At 55.8% G+C, this 18,100-nt stretch carries 20 protein-coding genes and 1 other RNA gene; 8 read left to right on the plus strand and 13 right to left on the minus strand.

Annotated features, from left to right (window positions below):
- Both ABD827_RS05475 and ABD827_RS05480 read left to right on the plus strand, forming a co-directional pair.
- On the plus strand, positions 1-582 hold a 582-nt coding region (locus ABD827_RS05475; protein ID WP_344963101.1), incomplete at its 5' end, for a hypothetical protein.
- Between the two features lie 709 nt (positions 583-1,291).
- Positions 1,292-2,284: an integron integrase gene (locus tag ABD827_RS05480; RefSeq protein ID WP_344963103.1), complete on the plus strand. Its 993-nt coding sequence runs from the start codon at positions 1,292-1,294 to the stop codon at positions 2,282-2,284.
- A gap of 274 nt (positions 2,285-2,558) precedes the next feature.
- On the opposite strand, the gene ABD827_RS05485 is transcribed toward ABD827_RS05480, so the two are convergent.
- From ABD827_RS05485 to ABD827_RS05495, 3 genes are all read right to left on the minus strand, one after another.
- Positions 2,559-2,867: a helix-turn-helix domain-containing protein gene (locus tag ABD827_RS05485; protein ID WP_344963105.1), complete on the minus strand. Its 309-nt coding sequence runs from the start codon at positions 2,865-2,867 to the stop codon at positions 2,559-2,561.
- 207 nt (positions 2,868-3,074) lie between these two features.
- Positions 3,075-3,172, minus strand: an RNA gene (gene ffs, locus ABD827_RS05490) — signal recognition particle sRNA small type.
- Positions 3,173-3,331: 159 nt separating this feature from the next.
- Positions 3,332-5,056 carry an SLC13 family permease gene (locus ABD827_RS05495; RefSeq protein ID WP_344963108.1) on the minus strand — a complete coding sequence of 575 codons (1,725 nt, stop codon included), beginning with the start codon at positions 5,054-5,056 and terminating at the stop codon, positions 3,332-3,334.
- Between the two features lie 121 nt (positions 5,057-5,177).
- Here ABD827_RS05495 and cysD point away from each other — a divergent pair, with 121 nt between their 5' ends.
- Positions 5,178-6,077: a sulfate adenylyltransferase subunit CysD gene (cysD, locus tag ABD827_RS05500; RefSeq protein ID WP_298723617.1), complete on the plus strand. Its 900-nt coding sequence runs from the start codon at positions 5,178-5,180 to the stop codon at positions 6,075-6,077.
- Positions 6,077-7,984, plus strand: a complete 1,908-nt coding sequence (gene cysN / locus ABD827_RS05505; RefSeq protein WP_344963111.1) for a sulfate adenylyltransferase subunit CysN — start codon at positions 6,077-6,079, stop codon at positions 7,982-7,984. The genes cysD and cysN overlap by 1 nt, the downstream gene beginning before the upstream one ends.
- Before the next feature lie 322 nt (positions 7,985-8,306).
- Here the strand turns inward: cysN and ABD827_RS05510 are convergent, their stop codons facing one another.
- From ABD827_RS05510 to prmB, 5 genes are all read right to left on the minus strand, one after another.
- The gene (locus ABD827_RS05510; RefSeq protein ID WP_344963113.1) at positions 8,307-8,600 is read right to left on the minus strand and encodes a YfcL family protein; all 294 of its coding nucleotides are present in this window, start codon (positions 8,598-8,600) and stop codon (positions 8,307-8,309) included.
- On the minus strand, positions 8,601-9,731 hold the full coding sequence (locus tag ABD827_RS05515; protein ID WP_344963115.1) for an ATP-NAD kinase family protein: 1,131 nt from the start codon (positions 9,729-9,731) through the stop codon (positions 8,601-8,603).
- 15 nt (positions 9,732-9,746) lie between these two features.
- Positions 9,747-10,271, minus strand: coding sequence for an elongation factor P hydroxylase (locus ABD827_RS05520; protein ID WP_344963117.1), 525 nt, complete (start codon positions 10,269-10,271; stop codon positions 9,747-9,749).
- Positions 10,272-10,385: 114 nt separating this feature from the next.
- Complete coding sequence (gene aroC, locus ABD827_RS05525) at positions 10,386-11,471, minus strand: chorismate synthase (protein ID WP_344963119.1); 1,086 nt, start codon at positions 11,469-11,471, stop codon at positions 10,386-10,388.
- 22 nt (positions 11,472-11,493) lie between these two features.
- Complete coding sequence (gene prmB, locus ABD827_RS05530; protein ID WP_344963121.1) at positions 11,494-12,414, minus strand: 50S ribosomal protein L3 N(5)-glutamine methyltransferase; 921 nt, start codon at positions 12,412-12,414, stop codon at positions 11,494-11,496.
- 50 nt (positions 12,415-12,464) lie between these two features.
- Between prmB and smrB the strand changes: the two genes are divergently transcribed.
- Positions 12,465-12,989 carry an endonuclease SmrB gene (smrB, locus tag ABD827_RS05535; RefSeq protein ID WP_344963123.1) on the plus strand — a complete coding sequence of 175 codons (525 nt, stop codon included), beginning with the start codon at positions 12,465-12,467 and terminating at the stop codon, positions 12,987-12,989.
- Between the two features lie 161 nt (positions 12,990-13,150).
- Here the strand turns inward: smrB and ABD827_RS05540 are convergent, their stop codons facing one another.
- The 4 genes from ABD827_RS05540 to ABD827_RS05555 all read right to left on the minus strand — a co-directional run bounded on the left by ABD827_RS05540 (position 13,151) and on the right by ABD827_RS05555 (position 14,760).
- Positions 13,151-13,363 (minus strand): DUF1107 domain-containing protein, encoded by a 213-nt coding sequence (locus ABD827_RS05540; RefSeq protein WP_344963125.1) that lies wholly within the window; start codon positions 13,361-13,363, stop codon positions 13,151-13,153.
- 60 nt (positions 13,364-13,423) lie between these two features.
- Entirely contained in the window at positions 13,424-13,936 is a 513-nt protein-coding gene (sixA, locus tag ABD827_RS05545; protein ID WP_298723605.1) for a phosphohistidine phosphatase SixA, read from the minus strand.
- A 424-nt stretch (positions 13,937-14,360) separates the two neighbouring features.
- The gene (locus tag ABD827_RS05550) at positions 14,361-14,495 is read right to left on the minus strand and encodes a TIGR02808 family protein (RefSeq protein WP_298723603.1); all 135 of its coding nucleotides are present in this window, start codon (positions 14,493-14,495) and stop codon (positions 14,361-14,363) included.
- A gap of 64 nt (positions 14,496-14,559) precedes the next feature.
- Positions 14,560-14,760 carry a hypothetical protein gene (locus ABD827_RS05555; protein ID WP_298723602.1) on the minus strand — a complete coding sequence of 67 codons (201 nt, stop codon included), beginning with the start codon at positions 14,758-14,760 and terminating at the stop codon, positions 14,560-14,562.
- Positions 14,761-15,038: 278 nt separating this feature from the next.
- Here ABD827_RS05555 and ABD827_RS05560 point away from each other — a divergent pair, with 278 nt between their 5' ends.
- Positions 15,039-15,476 carry a universal stress protein gene (locus tag ABD827_RS05560; RefSeq protein WP_298723600.1) on the plus strand — a complete coding sequence of 146 codons (438 nt, stop codon included), beginning with the start codon at positions 15,039-15,041 and terminating at the stop codon, positions 15,474-15,476.
- A 52-nt stretch (positions 15,477-15,528) separates the two neighbouring features.
- Here the strand turns inward: ABD827_RS05560 and nfsA are convergent, their stop codons facing one another.
- Positions 15,529-16,254: an oxygen-insensitive NADPH nitroreductase gene (nfsA, locus tag ABD827_RS05565; protein WP_344963129.1), complete on the minus strand. Its 726-nt coding sequence runs from the start codon at positions 16,252-16,254 to the stop codon at positions 15,529-15,531.
- A 96-nt stretch (positions 16,255-16,350) separates the two neighbouring features.
- Here nfsA and ABD827_RS05570 point away from each other — a divergent pair, with 96 nt between their 5' ends.
- Positions 16,351-16,992, plus strand: a complete 642-nt coding sequence (locus ABD827_RS05570; RefSeq protein ID WP_344963131.1) for a DUF2982 domain-containing protein — start codon at positions 16,351-16,353, stop codon at positions 16,990-16,992.
- Between the two features lie 52 nt (positions 16,993-17,044).
- Positions 17,045-17,974: a LysR family transcriptional regulator gene (locus ABD827_RS05575; protein ID WP_344963133.1), complete on the plus strand. Its 930-nt coding sequence runs from the start codon at positions 17,045-17,047 to the stop codon at positions 17,972-17,974.
- The last annotated feature ends 126 nt before the right edge of the window (positions 17,975-18,100 follow it).

The following is an 18,100-nucleotide window of genomic DNA, read 5'->3' on the forward strand; positions in this document are numbered from 1 at the left end:
ATAAAGGCAGCTTCGGGCTTGTTCAACACCCGGATGAAGTGTCGGCTGCGCGACACTTATCCTTATTTGTTAAGCCGCATTGCTACGCCAAATGACAAACAAAAAACATTTGGAATAATTGGAATATTCCCATACTATAAAGATATTCCAATTATTCCAAAGGCAGTACCAATGGCACTAGAACCAATCATTATTCAGCAGCAGCAACAAGTTAGCCGAGAAGAGTTAGCTCGTTCTAAACAAGCAATAACTGAGCTGCAATACCACTATGACAACTATGAGTCTCAATTACGTCTTCTCCAAAATAACATGACGACTGAAGAAGATGCAGTACAATATGCTAGCCTGATGCTTGAGCTCAATAGGTGTAGGGATAACTTAAACAGACATATCACTTCATACAATCAGCTTATACAGCTAGCAAATGTTCAGTTTCCATCGACAAGGCTTGGAGACCAAGCCAAAAGAGAAATATACCATTTCTACCATTCTGGTAGATATACACAGGTAGAGCTAGCATCTCAGTATGGAGTACAACAAAGTACCATAAGTAAAATTGTAAATGGTCCTCAGCCTAGTTGAGGGCCCCATTGCGGCTTAACGCTTAGGGTGTGGGGCCAGAGGAGCGAAGCGGAACGCAGTCCCACACGACCCACTGGTTAGGTGCCCGAGAACTGCCGGTGTTTTTTGCGCGATAAAGCCGAAGTTGGCTTTTGAAGAATGTGGCACAGCAACTTCCCTTTGCTCAATTTCTGTTTTATGCCACCAAGAACGAAGGCTGCCAATTAACGTTTGGCAGCGGACTTTTTTGGTGGAACCCTGTTTTCCATTTTGCCGGATTTTACTGCGTTGCCTCCGGTTGGCACCTGCCCAAGGATTTTGGCACGTTTAGCGCCAAAGTTTAAACAGCGCGGTTTTTACCAACAAACTCCGAATTTTGTGCACCTAACAGCTAATTCAACGATAAATGACATCTATGCAAACCGCTCTTATCCCGCTGAAGCATACATATCATCATTAAAATTTCTTTTTTATCAATAACCTGAGGCACCATAAGTACAACGCCCCGGGGACTAAGCGTCAAATGTTGCTTTATACGCAAAAAGTCTGTTCGCTTATCCATTTTTCACTCACATCAACTGTTCCATATTTTTCAGTGAGTTGTAAGCTTTGCAGACCCAAAATCACGACGTTTTACGACAACTGTCGTATAGCTCCGCTTTCATCAAGGTGCAATGACCGCAGTCAGGTTCTAGACTACTGTATATTAAAACAGTACAGGGGCTAACGCATGATTCCGGATGTACCGCCAAGACTGCCAGACAAGCCTACTCGCTTCATGGATCAGCTCCGTTCTCTGATTCGTAGCCGGAATCTGGCCTACAAAACCGAGCAAACCTATTGCCACTGGATTAAGCGGTTCATCCGCTTTCATGGCATGCGACATCCTTCTACCTGCTCTACAACAGAGGTAGAGCAGTTTCTTTCTCAACTCGCGGTACAGCGCAACAACAGCGTTAGCACACAACGCACCGCTCTGAATGCCATCGTTTTTCTCTTTCGTGAATTTCTTCAGCAACCGCTGGGTGAGCTGTCGTTTGAACTGGCAAGAAAACCTCGGCGCCTGCCTACCGTTTTTACGCATGATGAAGCCAAAGCCGTAATAGGCCATCTGGAAGGCGCGCCTCAACTGGTGGCACGCTTGATGTACGGTTCAGGCCTGCGAATTAACGAAGCGTTGCGGCTGAGAGTAAAAGATATCGATTTTGGCATGCAGCAAATTATTGTTCGCAGCGGTAAAGGCAATAAAGACCGAACAACCCTGCTCCCGGACTCATTACTAAAGCCACTGACACTGCAAATTGAAGCCTGCCTGATACAGCATAAGCAGGATCTGGCCAGTGGTCATGGCGAGGTTTACATGCCATTTGCACTGAATCGCAAGTATCCGAACGCTGCCAAAGAGCCGGCCTGGCAATACCTGTTTCCGGCTGGCAAGCTGGCCATAGACCCACGCAGCAATGTTCTTCGTCGTCACCATTTATTGGATCGCAGCGTTCAGCGTGCCATTGGGGCCGCCATCCGCAAAGCAGGTATCTACAAACAGGCAAACAGCCACGTTCTGCGTCACAGCTTTGCTACCCGGCTACTGGAGGCCGGGTACGACATTCGTACTATTCAAAAACTGCTTGGCCATGCCGATGTGCGTACCACAGAAATTTATACGCATGTTGTACGCAAGGGAGGATTCGGTGTGCGCAGTCCTGTCGACGATGGTTTCTAGCCCTCGGCACCGTAGTGGGATGGTGAACAGGTTTTTCAGCGCTTTACATGTATGCAGTAAGGGTGTTTTGTGACTTTCTGGCACGCTACCGCCCGAGTCTTGCGGGCGACCTTGCCTCTCTCCTTCCCTGTGATGAGGCTATGCTGCCGAGATCTTGATGTAATCCATATGAAGCTTTCGCATTATAGGCACTGTGGATTGCAAATTGGAAGGATAAACAGCACAAACAGGCGACATCGGAGCATCAAGGAGAACAAAGGGATTTATATAACAATCAAACAGTATTGTCGGTGTTGAGTGCCGCCAGCAATGCGGCCCTTGTAGCGAGCGACTGTTTGGCCAGCACGCAGATCAGTTCGGCCAGGGCATCGTCATCACAATAGAAGTAGGCCACCGGCACACCCAGTACTCCGGCAATACGCCGCAGGGTCTGGTAATCCGGACTGTGTTTGCCTTTTTCGTACTGGTTCATGCGGGCGCTGGCGGTGTTGTCGTCCAGGCCAAGGCGTTGCCCAAGCTGCATTTGAGTCAGCTTGGCGGCACAACGGGCGGCTTTAAGCCGTTGGGGAAAAGGGTTTTCCATCAGCGGAGCTATCCGATAAACGGTTGATAATTAATATTTTTTAGCACAGCTATCGGCAGTTCGCCAATGTGCAGGGGGAATTGGTAAAACAGGCGGAGGGTCGTCGGCAAGGCGCAACGGAATGTTCAATGCAGAGCAGAGATTAAAAAATGAGTTAAAACGGTATTGGGGAATTTTCGAGGGATAAATCTGGAAATTGGAGGTGACCGCCGCCAGCCACATCCCGGCACTCAGAGGTTCCTGCTTTGGTTGCTCCCTTCCGGGCCTGGCCTGGTAAACAAGATTCTGATGCGAGAGGACCAACGGGGTCACCATCGAAGAGCGGCCACTATAGCAAAAAATGTTTTTAATGCAACAAGCCACTGACTGTTTGCGGGTTTATTGGCCAACCAGGCAGATCGTGAGGGGTAAAGCGTGAGGTGTGAGGGGGAAAAATTCCCCCACTCCTTCCCTTTATTGTGTCCTTAAAACGGAAACATCAGCGGCACCAGGATGATGACTCCGGCCGAATACAACAGGCTGATCGGCAGCCCGGCCTTCAGGTAGTCCGTCATACGATAGCGCCCGGGCGAGTACACCATTAAATGGGTCTGGTAGCCAAACGGGATGATAAAACAGGCACTGGCACCAAAGGCCACCGCCATGATAAAGGGCATGGTATCGGCGCCAAAGGCGCTGGCGGTAGACAAGGCGATCGGGAATACCAGAGCGGCGGCATTGTTGGTGACCACCTCGGTGAGGATCAGTGTAATCACAAAGACCCCGATAAAGGCGCCATACACCCCATAACCGCTGCATACGCTGCGCACCGCATCGGCCACCAGCTGCGCCCCGCCCGAGCTTTCCAGCGCCTTGGCCACGGTGAGGGCAGAGCCGATGATCAGCCATAGTTCGAACGGAAAACGCCGACGCAGCTCGCTCAGGGTAAGAATACGCGTCACCAGCAGCGCCGCCAGCAGCACCAGCAGGCCGTTCAGCAGCGGTACCAACCCTGCCGCCGCCAGGGCGATGACCACGCCAAAGCCGCAAAAGGCCAGCAGGCTCTGATTTTTGCGCAATTTGGGCCGCTGCAGGCTGCCGCTTAACACGTGAAAGTTGCGGTCTATGTTGCGTTGATCGGTAAAGTCCGGCCCCACCGCCAGCAGCAGGCTGTCGCCTACCCGCAGCGGTATTTGCCCCAGCTTGCCGGTCAGCCGGCGTCTGCCACGTCGAATACCCACCACGCCGGCGTTGAACAGGGTTCTGAAGTCCACTTCACGCAGGGTACGGTTGGCCAGCTCCGACTCGTTGGCAATGACCACTTCCACCAGGTTGGAGGCCAGCAGCCGATCCACCCCGTTGCCAAACAGCTGCAGGCCGGGAAAACGCTGCAACGCCTGTACCTTTTCCACTTCGCCGGTAAACACCAGCACGTCGCCCTGCTGCAGCACTTCGTCTGGCGACACCGGGCTCAGCAGCCGATCGTGGCGCAATATTTCCAGCAGGAACAGGCCGTTCAGGTTACGCAGCTGGTTGTCTTCAATACTTTTGCCGATCAGTGGCGAGTCGGCCATCACCTGAGCTTCAAGAAAATAGGACTGGGGGGTTTCCTGATCCTGCACCCGGTTTTGCGGCAGCAGGCGAGTACTGAACATCAGCCCCAGAATACAGATCAGCGCCACCGGCAAACCGACCAGGGTGAACTGAAACATGCCCAGCGGCGGCAGGCCGGCGTTGATAACAAAGGAGTTCACCACCAGGTTGGTGGACGTACCCACCAGGGTCGTTACCCCGCCCAGAATGGAGGCGTAAGATAACGGGATCAGCAAGCGCGAGGCCGGAATGTAACGCTGGCGGGAAATGACGCCCAGCAAGGAGCCCACCACGGCGGTGTTGTTCAAGAAGGCGGAAAGAAAGGCGGTCAGCCCCATCAGCCGCAGGCTGGCCATCGACTCGCGGCCCTTAAGCAGGGTGTCCGACACCCGGTCGAGCAGCGGCGAACGTTCCAGCGCCAGCGACACCAGCATCAGCACCAGCAGGGTGATCAATGCCGGGTTGGAAAAACTGGAAAGCAGCGCCTGTTGTTCGGCCACCCCGAACAACACATAGCCTACCGCCCAGCTGGTAAACAGCACCGCCGGCGGCACTCGCCCCTGGATCAGCAGGGCCAGCAAGGCGCCAATTGATGCTAATACCAAATATGCTGACATATATAACCACTCGCTCTTTAGCAGGGCTATCATTGTAAACATATATCAAATAAACTGGATATATAGATCATCTATAACATTTGGTTATTAGCATAATCCATAATTGAGAGCGGTATCACATATGAATCTGACGCATCTGCAACGGCTGGAAGCCGAAAGTATCCACATCATGCGGGAAGTAGTGGCAGAGGCCGACAATCCGGTCATGCTCTATTCCATTGGTAAAGACAGCGCCGTGATGCTGCATTTGGCCATGAAAGCCTTTTACCCGTCCCTTCCCCCTTTCCCGCTGCTGCATGTGGACACGCGCTGGAAGTTTCGCGAAATGTACGAATTTCGCGATCAGATGGTCGAGAAGCTGGGCATGGACTTGCTGGTGCACGTTAACCCGGAAGCGGTAGAAAAAGACATCAACCCCTTCACCCACGGCTCGGCGGTGCATACCGACATTACCAAGACCGAGGGCCTGAAGCAGGCGCTGGACCAGTACGGCTTTGATGCCGCCTTTGGTGGTGCCCGCCGGGATGAAGAGAAGTCCCGTGCCAAAGAGCGCATTTTCTCGTTCCGTACCGAGCAGCACCGCTGGGACCCCAAAAATCAGCGCCCGGAATTGTGGAAGCTGTATAACGCCCGCAAGAAAAAAGGCGAGTCGATTCGGGTATTCCCGCTGTCCAACTGGACCGAGCTGGATATCTGGCAGTACATTCACCTGGAAAACATTCCCATCGTGCCGCTGTATTACGCGGCCCAGCGCCCGGTGGTGGAGCGCGACGGCACCCTGATCATGGTGGATGATGAACGCATGCCGCTGCAAGACGGTGAAGTGCCGATGATGAAGAACGTGCGCTTCCGTACGCTTGGCTGCTATCCGCTGACCGGTGCGGTGGAGTCGGAAGCCGACACCCTGCCCGCGATTATTCAGGAAATGCTGCTCACCAAAACGTCTGAACGTCAGGGCCGCATGATCGACCACGACTCCGCCGCTTCCATGGAAAAGAAAAAACAAGAGGGCTACTTCTAATGGCGCACGTATCCGACCTCATCTCCTCCGATATCGAGCAATATCTGCAGGCCCACGAGCACAAGAGTCTGCTGCGGTTCATTACCTGCGGCAGCGTGGACGACGGCAAGAGTACCCTGATTGGGCGCCTGTTGTTTGAATCCAAGATGCTGTTTGAAGATCAGCTCGCCGCCATGGAGGCCGACTCCAAGAAGTGGGGCACCCAGGGCGAGGATATCGACTTTGCCTTGCTGGTTGACGGCCTGGCCGCCGAGCGCGAGCAAGGCATTACCATCGACGTGGCCTACCGCTTTTTCTCCACCGACAAGCGCAAGTTCATCGTGGCCGACACCCCGGGGCACGAGCAGTACACCCGCAACATGGTCACCGGTGCCTCGACCGCCGACGCCGCCATTCTGATGGTCGATGCCCGTAAAGGCATTCTGACCCAGACCCGTCGTCACAGCTATCTGATGTCACTGCTGGGCATTCGCCAGATTGTGGTGGCCATCAACAAGATGGATCTGGTCGACTATTCCGAGCAGCGATTTAACGAGATCGTGGAAGAATACGGTCAGTTTGCCGAGCAGCTGGGTCTGAGCAACATCACCTACATTCCGATGTCGGCGTTCAAGGGCGACAACATCGTTGAGCCCAGCCCCAGAATGACCTGGTACCACGGCACCACCCTGATGGGCTTTCTGGAAACGGTGGAAGTGGACGACACCCGCATGCAGCGCGCGCCGTTCCGTCTGCCGGTGCAGTGGGTCAACCGCCCCAACCTGGACTTCCGTGGCTTCTCCGGCTCCATCACCAGCGGCGTGATCAAGCCCGGTGACCGCATTCGCGTGCAGCCCTCGGGCAAGGAAAGCACGGTTGATCGCATCGTCACCTACAGCGGCGATCTGGAGCAGGCGGTGGCCGGCCAGTCGGTGACCCTGACCCTGGCCGATGAAATCGATATCTCCCGCGGTGATGTGATCTCCATCGCCGAGGCCCCGGCAGAAACCGCCGATCAGTTTGAAAGCACCCTGGTGTGGATGCACGACGACGCCCTGCTGCCCGGTCGCCCCTATTTGCTGAAAATCGGCACCCAGACCGTGACCGCCAGCGTTACCGACATCAAGTATCAGGTGAACGTCAACACCCTGGAGCACACCGCCGCCAAGCAGCTGGAGCTGAACGGCATCGGCGTCTGTAACCTGAGTCTGGATCGGGCCATCGCCTTTGATGACTACCAGACCAACAAGGACACCGGCGGCTTTATTTTGATCGACCGCCTCAGCAACACCACGGTGGCCGCCGGCATGCTGCACTTTGCCCTGCGCCGCAGCCAGAACATTCACATGCAGCACGTGGATGTCAACAAGGAAGCCCGCGCACTGACCAAGGGCCAGCAGCCGAGCGTGCTGTGGTTTACCGGCCTGTCCGGTGCCGGCAAGTCGACCATCGCCAACCTGGTGGAGAAAAAGCTGCACGCCCTGGGTGGCCACACCTATCTGCTGGACGGCGACAACGTGCGCCACGGTCTGAACAAGGATCTGGGCTTTACCAACGCCGACCGGGTAGAGAACATTCGCCGGGTAGCGGAAGTATCGAAGCTGATGGTCGACGCGGGGCTGATTGTGCTGACCGCCTTCATCTCGCCGTTCCGTGCCGAACGCCGCATGGCGCGCGAGTCACTGGCCGACGGCGAGTTCATCGAGGTGTTTGTCGACACCCCGCTGAACGTGGCCGAAGAGCGTGACGTGAAGGGCCTGTACAAGAAAGCCCGTCGCGGTGAGCTGAAAAACTTCACCGGCATCGACTCGGCCTACGAGCAACCGGAAGCGGCAGAAATCCACCTGGATACCACCCGCCTCAGCGCCGACGAAGCCGCCGACCAGGTTATCGCCGAACTACGCCAGCGCGGCGTGATTGCCGGGTAAGTAACCCACGTGACACCGTAAGAAAAAAAGGAGCCGAAAGACTCCTTTTTTACACCTACAGCAACCCCTCCCCAACCCTCCCCTTGCGTTGCACCCCGCTGTCATTCTGAGTATTCACGATTAAGGGGAGGGAGCAGATCGACGCCTGGTGTCGAGCGCTTCGCCGAACTTCCCCTCCCCCGTGGCAGCGGAACCACAGGGTCGCGGCGGGGTTTCGCCAGGGGGAGGCTGGATGGGGGTGTCATTTTTCAGCAATCCAGAATCACGCAAAAAGGCCGGATTGCTCCGGCCTTTGATATTGGTGTCTGAGGTGCTGCGCCGATTAGGCGGTGGCGGTCGCGCGTTCTACCTTGCCGACCAGTTCGGCCCAGTGCGCCAGTACCAGTTTCTGATCCGCATCGTTCAGCTCGCCGCTCAGTATGGCCTGGTTGAGGCTGGTGCTGACCCGGGCTTTTACGTCACGCACATGGTTGCGACCGGCAATTTCGCTCTGGGCCACCGACAGGGTGATGTGCCCGCGCAGGTAACCACCGGCAAACAGCTGGTCGTCGGTGGCGGTGGCGATGTTACCGTCGATTTCTGCCAGCAGCAGCCGTTCAAATTCAAAGATATTCATTTATTGCGCCTCGTCTTCCGGGTTTGCTACCCGAACCAGAACTTCATCATGATAGCCAGTGATCACCCGCATCAAACCGCCAAGTTCTCGGTCCAGTTCGGGCTCATTGGTGTCTACTCGCAACGGGCGGCCTTGCAGCGAATTAAGCTTGGTCTTGGTCGCCAGTAGCCAGATATTGTCGCGCCCCACGGCCTTGATCACCTCGGGGCTCAGCTGCTGATTGCCTCGGCCAAATATATGGCCCTGGCCCCCGATGAGGGTAATCACCAGCTTGCATTTTTTATCCCTGATGTGTTGATACAGACCTCTGGCATCCAAATCCGAGGCAAGCAGGCGTTGCTGGTAAACCAGATCCACGCCCAGCAGAGTATTGTCGAGTTCAAGCCGTTCCATGACCGCCGCCACCGTGCTGCCCGAGCCCATGATGTAATAGCAGTCATCGTGCTCTTGCATGCGTTCGATAATGTCGTCGGCAATGTCGGTCAGCACCAGCTCGTCGGACTCTACGCCAGACACCTTGACCGCCTGTACGTAGCTGAGCTCACCCGGTATCAGCATTTCGCCGTAGCGGCGTGCCCGTACCCGGCCTTCGCGAAAGGCGACTTCATCGATGTCCATCACGTCTGCCGCCATCAGGCTGACCGGCTCGCCGCGCACCAGTTTGGCCAGCAGGCGACCGGTGCCGGCGGGGGTGACGCCATACACACCGGAGTGAATTTTCACCCCGGCCGGTATACCCAGCACACAGAGGCTTTCGGGGGCGGCAGCGCAAACATCCCGCGCCGTGCCGTCGCCACCGGCGAACAGCAGCAGATCAATACCCTGCTCCACCAGCCTTGCTACTGCATTGCGGGTGTCGTCGGCGGTGCTGGGGCTGGCGGGCTGATAGCAGGTTTCGAAGGGCAGATTCAGCTGGCGGCAAACGGTTTCACCCATGTCGCCACCCACGGTAAACATCATCAACCGGTCGTTAAGGTCGGCCAGCTCGGCCAGCGCCAGTTGCGTACGCGCCAGCGCCCGGGGCTCTGCACCCAGTGCCCGGGCCTGTTCGGCCATGCCGTCGCTGCCTTTCAGCGCCACGCTGCCACCCAGCCCGGCCAGCGGGTTGATAATCAAACCAATTTTGAACATCTCTGCCCTCTTGTCTCAGCTAAAATCGGCCGCCGTGAGTGCCGGCCGCCGGTAATGACGCCGCAAGGTCGCCATCAGCGTCTGGGCCCGAGGCGGAAACCCCTGCTCCAGATAACGCAGCGCCTGCTCCCGCACTCGCGCCTTGAAGGCGTGCCGGTCCGGCTCCACGCTGCCGTTAAGGTTGTCGCAACTCACGTTGAAGTGAAAGCCGCAACACAGCGACAGCGCCCATTCGATGGCCTGGGGTTTGATCTCAACGTCTTCAAACTGCCGTTGCTGTTCGCCATCACGACCGTCCGGGCAATACCAGTAGCCGTAATCCACCTGAGTGCGCCGGGCCTCGCCCGCCAGCAGCCAGTGCGCCACTTCGTGCAGGGCGCTGGCAAAAAAACCATGCGCAAAAACAATGCGATGATGGTCTACCTCGGCGTTGGCCGGCAGGTAGATGGGTTCGTCATCGCCCAGCTCAAGGCGGGTATTGTACGTGGCTGCGAAGCTTTGGTTAAACAGGGAAATCAGATCCCGGTAGCAAAATGACATAATAAAAAGCGGCCCTCTGTTCAGGGCCGCTATTCTACCCGCTGCCGGCAGGCAAGCAAGGGGTCAGCAGAGCTACAGCTTACTCCTTACATTTCACACTTCACGCCTCACAGTTCAACTCAGCTTCGGCGTTCCGGTATGTACCTCGGCGTTTTGGCCTCGATTGAGTAGCAGATGGTCGAGCAGCACGATGGCCATCATCGCCTCGGCAATGGGCACGGCCCGAATGCCGACACAGGGGTCATGACGACCACGGGTCACCAGCTCGGCGGCATCGCCATCGGTGTCGATGGTGTTGCCCGGTACCGTGATACTGGACGTCGGCTTGAGCGCTATGCTGGCCACTATGTCCTGCCCGCTGGAAATACCGCCCAGAATGCCGCCGGCATGGTTACTGCCAAAGCCGTCGGGGGTCAGTTCGTCCCGGTGCTCGGAGCCTTTTTGCTCCACAACCGCAAAGCCGTCACCAATTTCGACTCCCTTGACCGCGTTGATGCTCATCAACGCATGGGCAAGGTCGGCATCCAGACGGTCGAACACCGGCTCGCCCAGCCCTACCGGCACGCCCTGGGCCACCACCTGAATCTTGGCACCAATGGAGTTGCCTTCTTTTTTCAGGTCGCGCATGTATTGGTCCAGCTCCTCCAGCTTGCCGCCATCGGCAAAGAAGAAGGGGTTGGTTTCAATCAGGCTCCGGTCGAAGGCTTCGGCCTTGATCGGGCCGAGCTGGGTCAGGTGCGCGAAAATGGACACGCCGTATTTGGCCAGCACCTTCTTGGCGATGGCACCGGCGGCCACCCGCATCGCGGTTTCGCGCGCCGAAGAACGGCCGCCGCCACGATAGTCGCGAATGCCGTACTTCTGGTGATAGGTGTAATCCGCATGACCCGGCCGAAACAGATCCTTGATGTCCGAGTAGTCCTTGGAGCGCTGATCAGTATTTTCGATCAGCAGGCCAATGGAGGTACCGGTGGTCTTGCCTTCGAACACGCCACTCAGGATCCTGACCTCGTCCGCTTCCCGCCGTTGGGTGGTAAAGCGGGAGGTCCCCGGCTTGCGCCGATCCAGATCCTGCTGCAGGTCTTCTTCGTTCAACTCTATGCCCGGCGGTACACCATCAACCACGGCGCCCAGTGCCAGGCCGTGGCTCTCACCGAAAGTTGAAACGCGAAAAAGGGTGCCGATACTGTTCCCTGCCATCTGTGATTTCCTTTATTGATATTTAAAACTGGTCCCGAAAGGGTTCAAGGTCGCGCCGACTGATCACGAAGACGCCGTGGCCGCCGTGCTCGAATTCAACCCACAACAGCGGCAGCTGGGGGTAGGCCTCTTCCATGTGGATCTGGCTGTTGCCCACTTCCACCACCAGGATGCCGTCTTCGCTCAAAAAGTCGCAGGCCTGGGCCAGCAAACGACGGGTAAAGTCGAGGCCATCGCAGCCGGAGGCCAGCGCCAACTCGGGCTCGTGCTGGAATTCTTCCGGCAGATCGCTCATGTCTTCGGCGTCTACGTAGGGCGGATTGGCCACGATCAGATCGTATTGGTCGCCCGGCGGCAGCGCCGAGAACAGATCCGATTCAATCGGAATCACCTGCTGCTCCAGACCGTGGTTCTGGATGTTGATTTCGGCCACGTCGAGCGCATCACGGCAAATATCCAGTGCATCCACTTCGGCATCCGGAAAGGCATGCGCCAGGGCAATGGCGATACAGCCGGAGCCGGTGCACAGGTCCATGATGCGGCGCGGCTCCAGGCTCAACCAGGGGGCAAAGCGCCCGTCAATCAGCTCGGCGATGGGCGAGCGCGGGATCAGCACCCGCTCGTCCACATGAAACTCGTAACCGGCAAACCAGGCGGTGTGAGTAATGTAAGGGGTGGGAATGCGCTGCTCGACCCGCATCTTGAGGGCGTCCAGCAGCACTTGCCGCTCGCTGGTCAGCAAACGGGCATCCCGTACCTGCGGTGGGCAGTCCTGGGGCAGATGGAGCAAGGGCAGTATCAGCTGCACCGCTTCGTCCCAGGCGTTGTCGGTACCGTGGCCATAAAACAGGCCGGCCTGCTGAAAACGGCTGACGGCAAAACGTAACCAATCGCCTACAGTGTGCAGCTCGATGAGTGCTTCATCATTAAAAAGCGTGTCCAAAACCCCTCCGCCTCGATAAAATGGCTGTTTTTTAATAATCGGATACAGACATGTCCCCCACCTCTTACCCAGAAGACGATGAAAAAGCGCTCTTTAAGGCAGCGGTGCAGGGTGTCCGCAAATTGAAGCAGGATACCATAAGTCCGCACCGGGCGCCGGTCAAGGTGAAAGCACAGCGGCAAATGGTACGTAAAGACAGGGCCGAGGCGCATCCTTTTTCGGATGTGTACGAGCCTTATCTGGATCAGGAAGGACCGACCCGCTATCGCGATCCCGATACCTCGGCCTATGAGCTGAAAAAACTGCGCCGGGGCGATTATGTGCCGGAGCTGTTTCTGGATCTGCATGGCTTGACCCAGGAGCAGGCCAAAGAAGAATTATCGGCGCTGTTGATAGCGGCCCGGCGCCAGCATGTGAACTGTGTGTCCATCATGCATGGGCATGGCAAGCATATTCTGAAGCAGCGACTGCCCATGTGGCTGGTGCAACACCCGCAGGTGCTGGCCTTTCATCAGGCGACCCGAAGCTGGGGTGGCAACGCCGCCCTGCTGGTGTTGTTGAGAATCGAGATTTAGCGGGGAAAAAAGCTGTAAGCCGTCAGCTTTCAGCTATCAGTAGCCTGAGTGGTTTGTAGAAACATTGATCGAAAACGCCGCTCTGATGACCGAATAAACCCGGTTCTGCAAGCGGCGTTGTTTTACTTACGGCTTATGGCTGACCGCTTATGGCTATCTACTCACACGGCCTCGGTCGGCGTTTGCATCTTGCCGATCAGTTGATTGATTTCCTGTACCGTGATGCGGTGCCGCTCATCGGCATGCTCCGGCATCACCAGTATTCCCCTGGCGTAGTTGAAAGCCCCGCGGCCATGAATGTACAACCGTCCACTGAAAAAGGTTTTTACATACTTGGCAATCAACAAAGGCTGATACTTGTTAAATATACGCATGTTTCACCTCTGCTTTTTTTATCTGGTAACAGTTTTCTTGTTATCGCTCAATTCAAGGTCTTATCCCAAAGACCCCAGTGCCTGGCAATGTTGCTGATAATGAGGACGCACATTATGCGGTCCTTCCAGCCAGTCAAACACCGCCCCTTGCTCTTTACCGAAAGATACCCTGGCAATACCCGCCGTCACGAAAATCGGGGCCATGGTCGCCGGACAAAGACTCTCGACCAGAAAACCGACTATCGGCATGTGGCTGACCACCAGCAGATTGCCATCGGGATGAAGATCGCCGTACGCCAGCAGCAGGCTGGCTGCAATATCCGCATCGGCGTTGGGCATGAGTTCATCACACATTTCTACCTGGGTGCCGACAATGTAATTTGAAAGCTGCTGCCAGGTTTGCGTGGCGCGTAGATAAGGGCTGACTAGGACACGATCAAACGTCGGTACCTGTGGTGCCAACCACTGCGCCATTAAACAGGTTTCGTCCCTTCCCTGTACGGTTAACGGCCGTAATGCATCGCTTGATGCTTCCGCTGCCGCCTGCCCGTGGCGCATGATAAAGATATTCATCTCCACCTCACTTTCAGGCTAACCCGCCTGTTCAACGGCGGGCATCATACCCCTGCATTTTGTTGTGCTCAAGGATCCAGCTCACCCTTTAAGGAAGTGGCGGGAACACTGTTTTTGTTCTTATCCTTAGCTATAACATAAAGAACACAGTTACACCGGAAATCGTTCGTTTTTTACGATCCAGGCGAGATTAAGGCGCTTTATTCGGGTTGAAAACGGATGTGAGTCTACTGCGGCCTGATGACAATATGATGAAAACAAAGGTAAAAAAAGCAGTCCCGTCGCGGGGTTGAAAAAACAACCGACTGACGAGTGAATGTGCATCAGCGTCTGAGTTTGCCACGATGAACACCGGTATTGCGGCCATCGCGCAGCTTGATCCTTGTCATCCGAAAAGAGTTTGGCCCATCAACAAAGGGAGCTCTCAACGCCGCCGTTTATCGAGCCACATCAGTACCAGACAAGCCCCTGCCGATATTCCGACAAAGCCCAGTAAAAAAATCAGTGGCATGGCGGCATGATCCAGGACGTCCCAGAAAAATGTTTCCAATATACTCATAAGTGCTCCCGGCAAGTCCCGACAAGATCATACATAACCATTTCGACTTCAGATGAAGCCCTTTTCAGGCCCGCAGCAAGCCATAGCCCATGCCTCTGGCACAGATCAGTGACCAGCGGCGTTTGGCCATAAACAAGGGAAAAACCGCCGGCCCGAACAGGCAGCCCAGCAAGGCCCAGCGGCGTGGCGGCAAGGCACTTTGCAATGCAGCAACGTAAAACAGCCCACCAAACAAGGGGGCTGCCAGTGTAAGAATAAGGATCATAAACCGACCTCCTGATGGTCAAATATTATCACAGCCCCCGCCGACTTGTCAGTCTGGGGAGCGTGCTGCACTGACACACTTATTGCGCATCGGCTGGTATTTACTTCACATAGCACCTCGATGCCGCCCCGGCCCGGCATCGCCGATCAGCCAAGACCCGGTTACGGGTCGAGAAGCTGTTCTTGCATTTGATGATGGCAAGGCTAATAGTGACTAACAACGCCAGATCCTGGTTGCAAGACGATGGTATTGACGCCATCGGCTCCAAGGAGGGGACTATGCCTTATCGTAATATTCTGGTTGCTCTGGAGCTGAACCACAGGGAAAAACCGCTGTTGAAGCGGGCCGTAGAGCTGGCCGAGTGCCATCAGGCCGGGCTGCATATCATTCATGTCGAGCCCGATTTGAGCGGCGTGTACATGGGGAGCCTGAGTCTCGATTTACGCCAGCTCAAGAACAAGCTGCGCCTGGAAAGTGGCCATGAAATCATGCAGATGCTCAAAGAAGAGCAACGCAATGCCAGCAGTGTATCTTTGCCTCACGGCGATGTTCGCCAGGCGGTGCAGCAGGCGGTAGAGGAAAAACAGGCGGATTTACTGATTTGCGGCCGCCAGCTGGAACGGCCTTTTCTCGGCCACCTGTTTGCTCACTCGACCGGCTTTCTCGATATCAACGGCTGTGATTTGCTGGTGATCAAGCTGTCGGACAAGGCGTGACTTTGACGTGAGGGGTGAGGAGTGAATCGTCGCCTCACCCTTCACAATGATATCAACGCAAACAAAAGCCCTGACGGTGCAGAAATTCCAGCATGAAAGGACGCGCCTCTTTGGCCAGAGTTTCCCCTATCTGTCCGGTCCAGCTCATGTTCTTGTTGCCCCCGGTACGGGTGCGATAATACTGTTGCACCTGTTCATCGTAGCGCTGCATTCTCTCCTCGTCGAACTGTGCCGGATAACGGTTGTCACAAAATATCAGGCTGGTCGGCAAACGGGGCTTGGGCTCGGGGTTCTGATCCGGATAACCCAGGCAAAGCCCAAACAACGGAATCACCCCTTTGGGCAGTGCCAGCAAATCGCAAAGCTCATGCGGCTGATTACGCACAGCGCCGATAAAAACGCCGCCCAGCCCCAGTGACTCCGCCGCCGTCAGGGCATTCTGTCCCATTAAGGCGGTATCGATGGCGCCAATCAGCAGTTGCTCGGCAAAGCCGGTTTTGGCCTCGGGTACCCACTGCAGATGACGATGAAAGTCGGCACAAAATACCCAGAATTCGGCGGCACTGCCGATATAGGCCTGGTTGCCACACAGGGCCATCACCCGAGCTCTCAGCTCGGGATCCGTCACTCTAATCACCGTGGATGCCTGCAAAAAGCTGGAGCTGGATGCCGCCTGAGCCGAGGCCATGATCGCCTCGCGCTGCTCGTCATTCAGGGCTTGTTCGGTAAATTTGCGGATGGAGCGGTGATGACGCATCACCTCGATGGCGGCTGACATTGTTACCTCTTGCGGTCGGTCTATGTGTATTATCACCTTAAAGGAATCGCGCACTAAATGGGAGGCAGAGTGCGGGAAACACAACACATAGAGCCCATGTCACGCCGCAACGGTCTGGCGCTGACGCTGGCGGGTATGACCATGATGCTGACCCTGCTGCTGGCCGGCTACTGGCTGGAAGAGCGCAGTCGGCTGGTGGTGATTTTTCTGTTTATGGTCGGCCTGGTGATAACGGTGCTCGGCATTCTCAAACTGCGGGAGCCGGTGTACAGCTTTTCGCTCAGTGCCGACAACCTGCATTTTCATCATAAAATCGGCGGCTGGAGCCTGCACTGGAGCAATATCATACGGGTAGATCAGCCCCGGCTGCAGAGCGGAATGGATCTGGTCGAGCTCCCCTACATCGGTATCAAGATCCGCGATTACGATGAATTGCTGCCATTGATGACGCCACGACTGGTGGTGCATCTGCTGACCGAACAAAGGCCCCTGCTGGCCATGGCCTTGCGTCATGGCGCCATCAGCCGCCATCATCTGCAAGACTGGCTGGTGGAAGACAGTCACTATCGCTCGGCCAACGGCCGACATTATCAGGGGCTGGCCGCCATGCTGGGTCACCGCATGACCCATTTGCGCGAGCTTTATGGTTACGATCTGCTGATACACGAGTCCAATCTTGATCGGGAGGCGCCCGAGTTTATTGTTCTGCTACGCCGTTATCTGCAGCCCGAGATCTGACGAACTGCCTTCCATACCAACCTCAATCCAAAGACCAACATACACAAGGCCGATGATGAATCTGGATTCGTTTTATCTGTTTATCAAGGTGGTACAACAAGGTGGCTTCTCGCATGCAGCCAACCAGTTGGCCATGCCCACCGCCACCCTCAGCCGGCGCATTTCGGCCCTGGAGCAAGGGCTGAGCTGCAAACTGCTGAACCGAACCACCCGCAAACTGCAGCTGACCGAAGAAGGTCGGCGCTACTATGAACGACTCAACCCGCTGCTGACCGAGATAGAGCAGACAACCGGCGATATTCAGGGTCAGCGCCAGCGTATGAGCGGGCTTATCAAGGTCGCCGCGCCCATCGCCATTTCCAACACCTTCCTGATCGACGGCATTACCGAATTTTGCCTTGAATATCCGGAAATACGCATCGATTTGCTGCAAAGTAACGATTACACCAGTCTGCTGGATACGGATCTGGATGTGGTGTTCTTCAGTGGTGAGCTGCCGGACTCCAGCCTGCGGGCCAGAAGACTCGGTGAGGTGCAGTACGGCCTGTTCGCCTCCCCCCGGTATCTGGCACAAGAGGGCATGCCACAGGAGCCGGAGGCACTGGATCAACACCATATCATTCAGTGCTGGCCGCACCGTAACTGGCAACTGACCCATGAAGACGGCCGCCGCTTTCACCTCAAGCCGGTGGCCCGGCTCTCGGTCAATCAGATGCAATCGGCGGTCAAGGTGGCGATTCAGGGGCTGGGTATCGTCAACGTACCCAAGCATTATGTGGCGCACCATGTGGCGGCCGGTCTTTTACACCCGGTACTGCCCGGCTGGCTCGGCGGCAAGCGCCCTTTTCACATGGTATATCACAATCGGGAACTGGCGCCGGTACGGCTCAATACCTTTATCGAGTTTATCGATCAGCATATGCGCGAACGATTGGCGTCAACCTGGGTCAGGCAACGGCCGGGGAAAAACGAAGAGGAATAAACGGCAGGCAAAAAAAATGGGCAGCTTCCCTCTGCCCGATTCCACTAACAAAAGATATTAATCTGTATTCTGCCAACGACGGTAACATAGCTTTTACAAGCAAATTAGCCGTTATTACGCAAAATA

The sequence above is a fragment of the Oceanisphaera sediminis genome (genome assembly GCF_039539745.1).
GTDB classification, from domain to species: Bacteria; Pseudomonadota; Gammaproteobacteria; order Enterobacterales; family Aeromonadaceae; genus Oceanimonas; species Oceanimonas sediminis.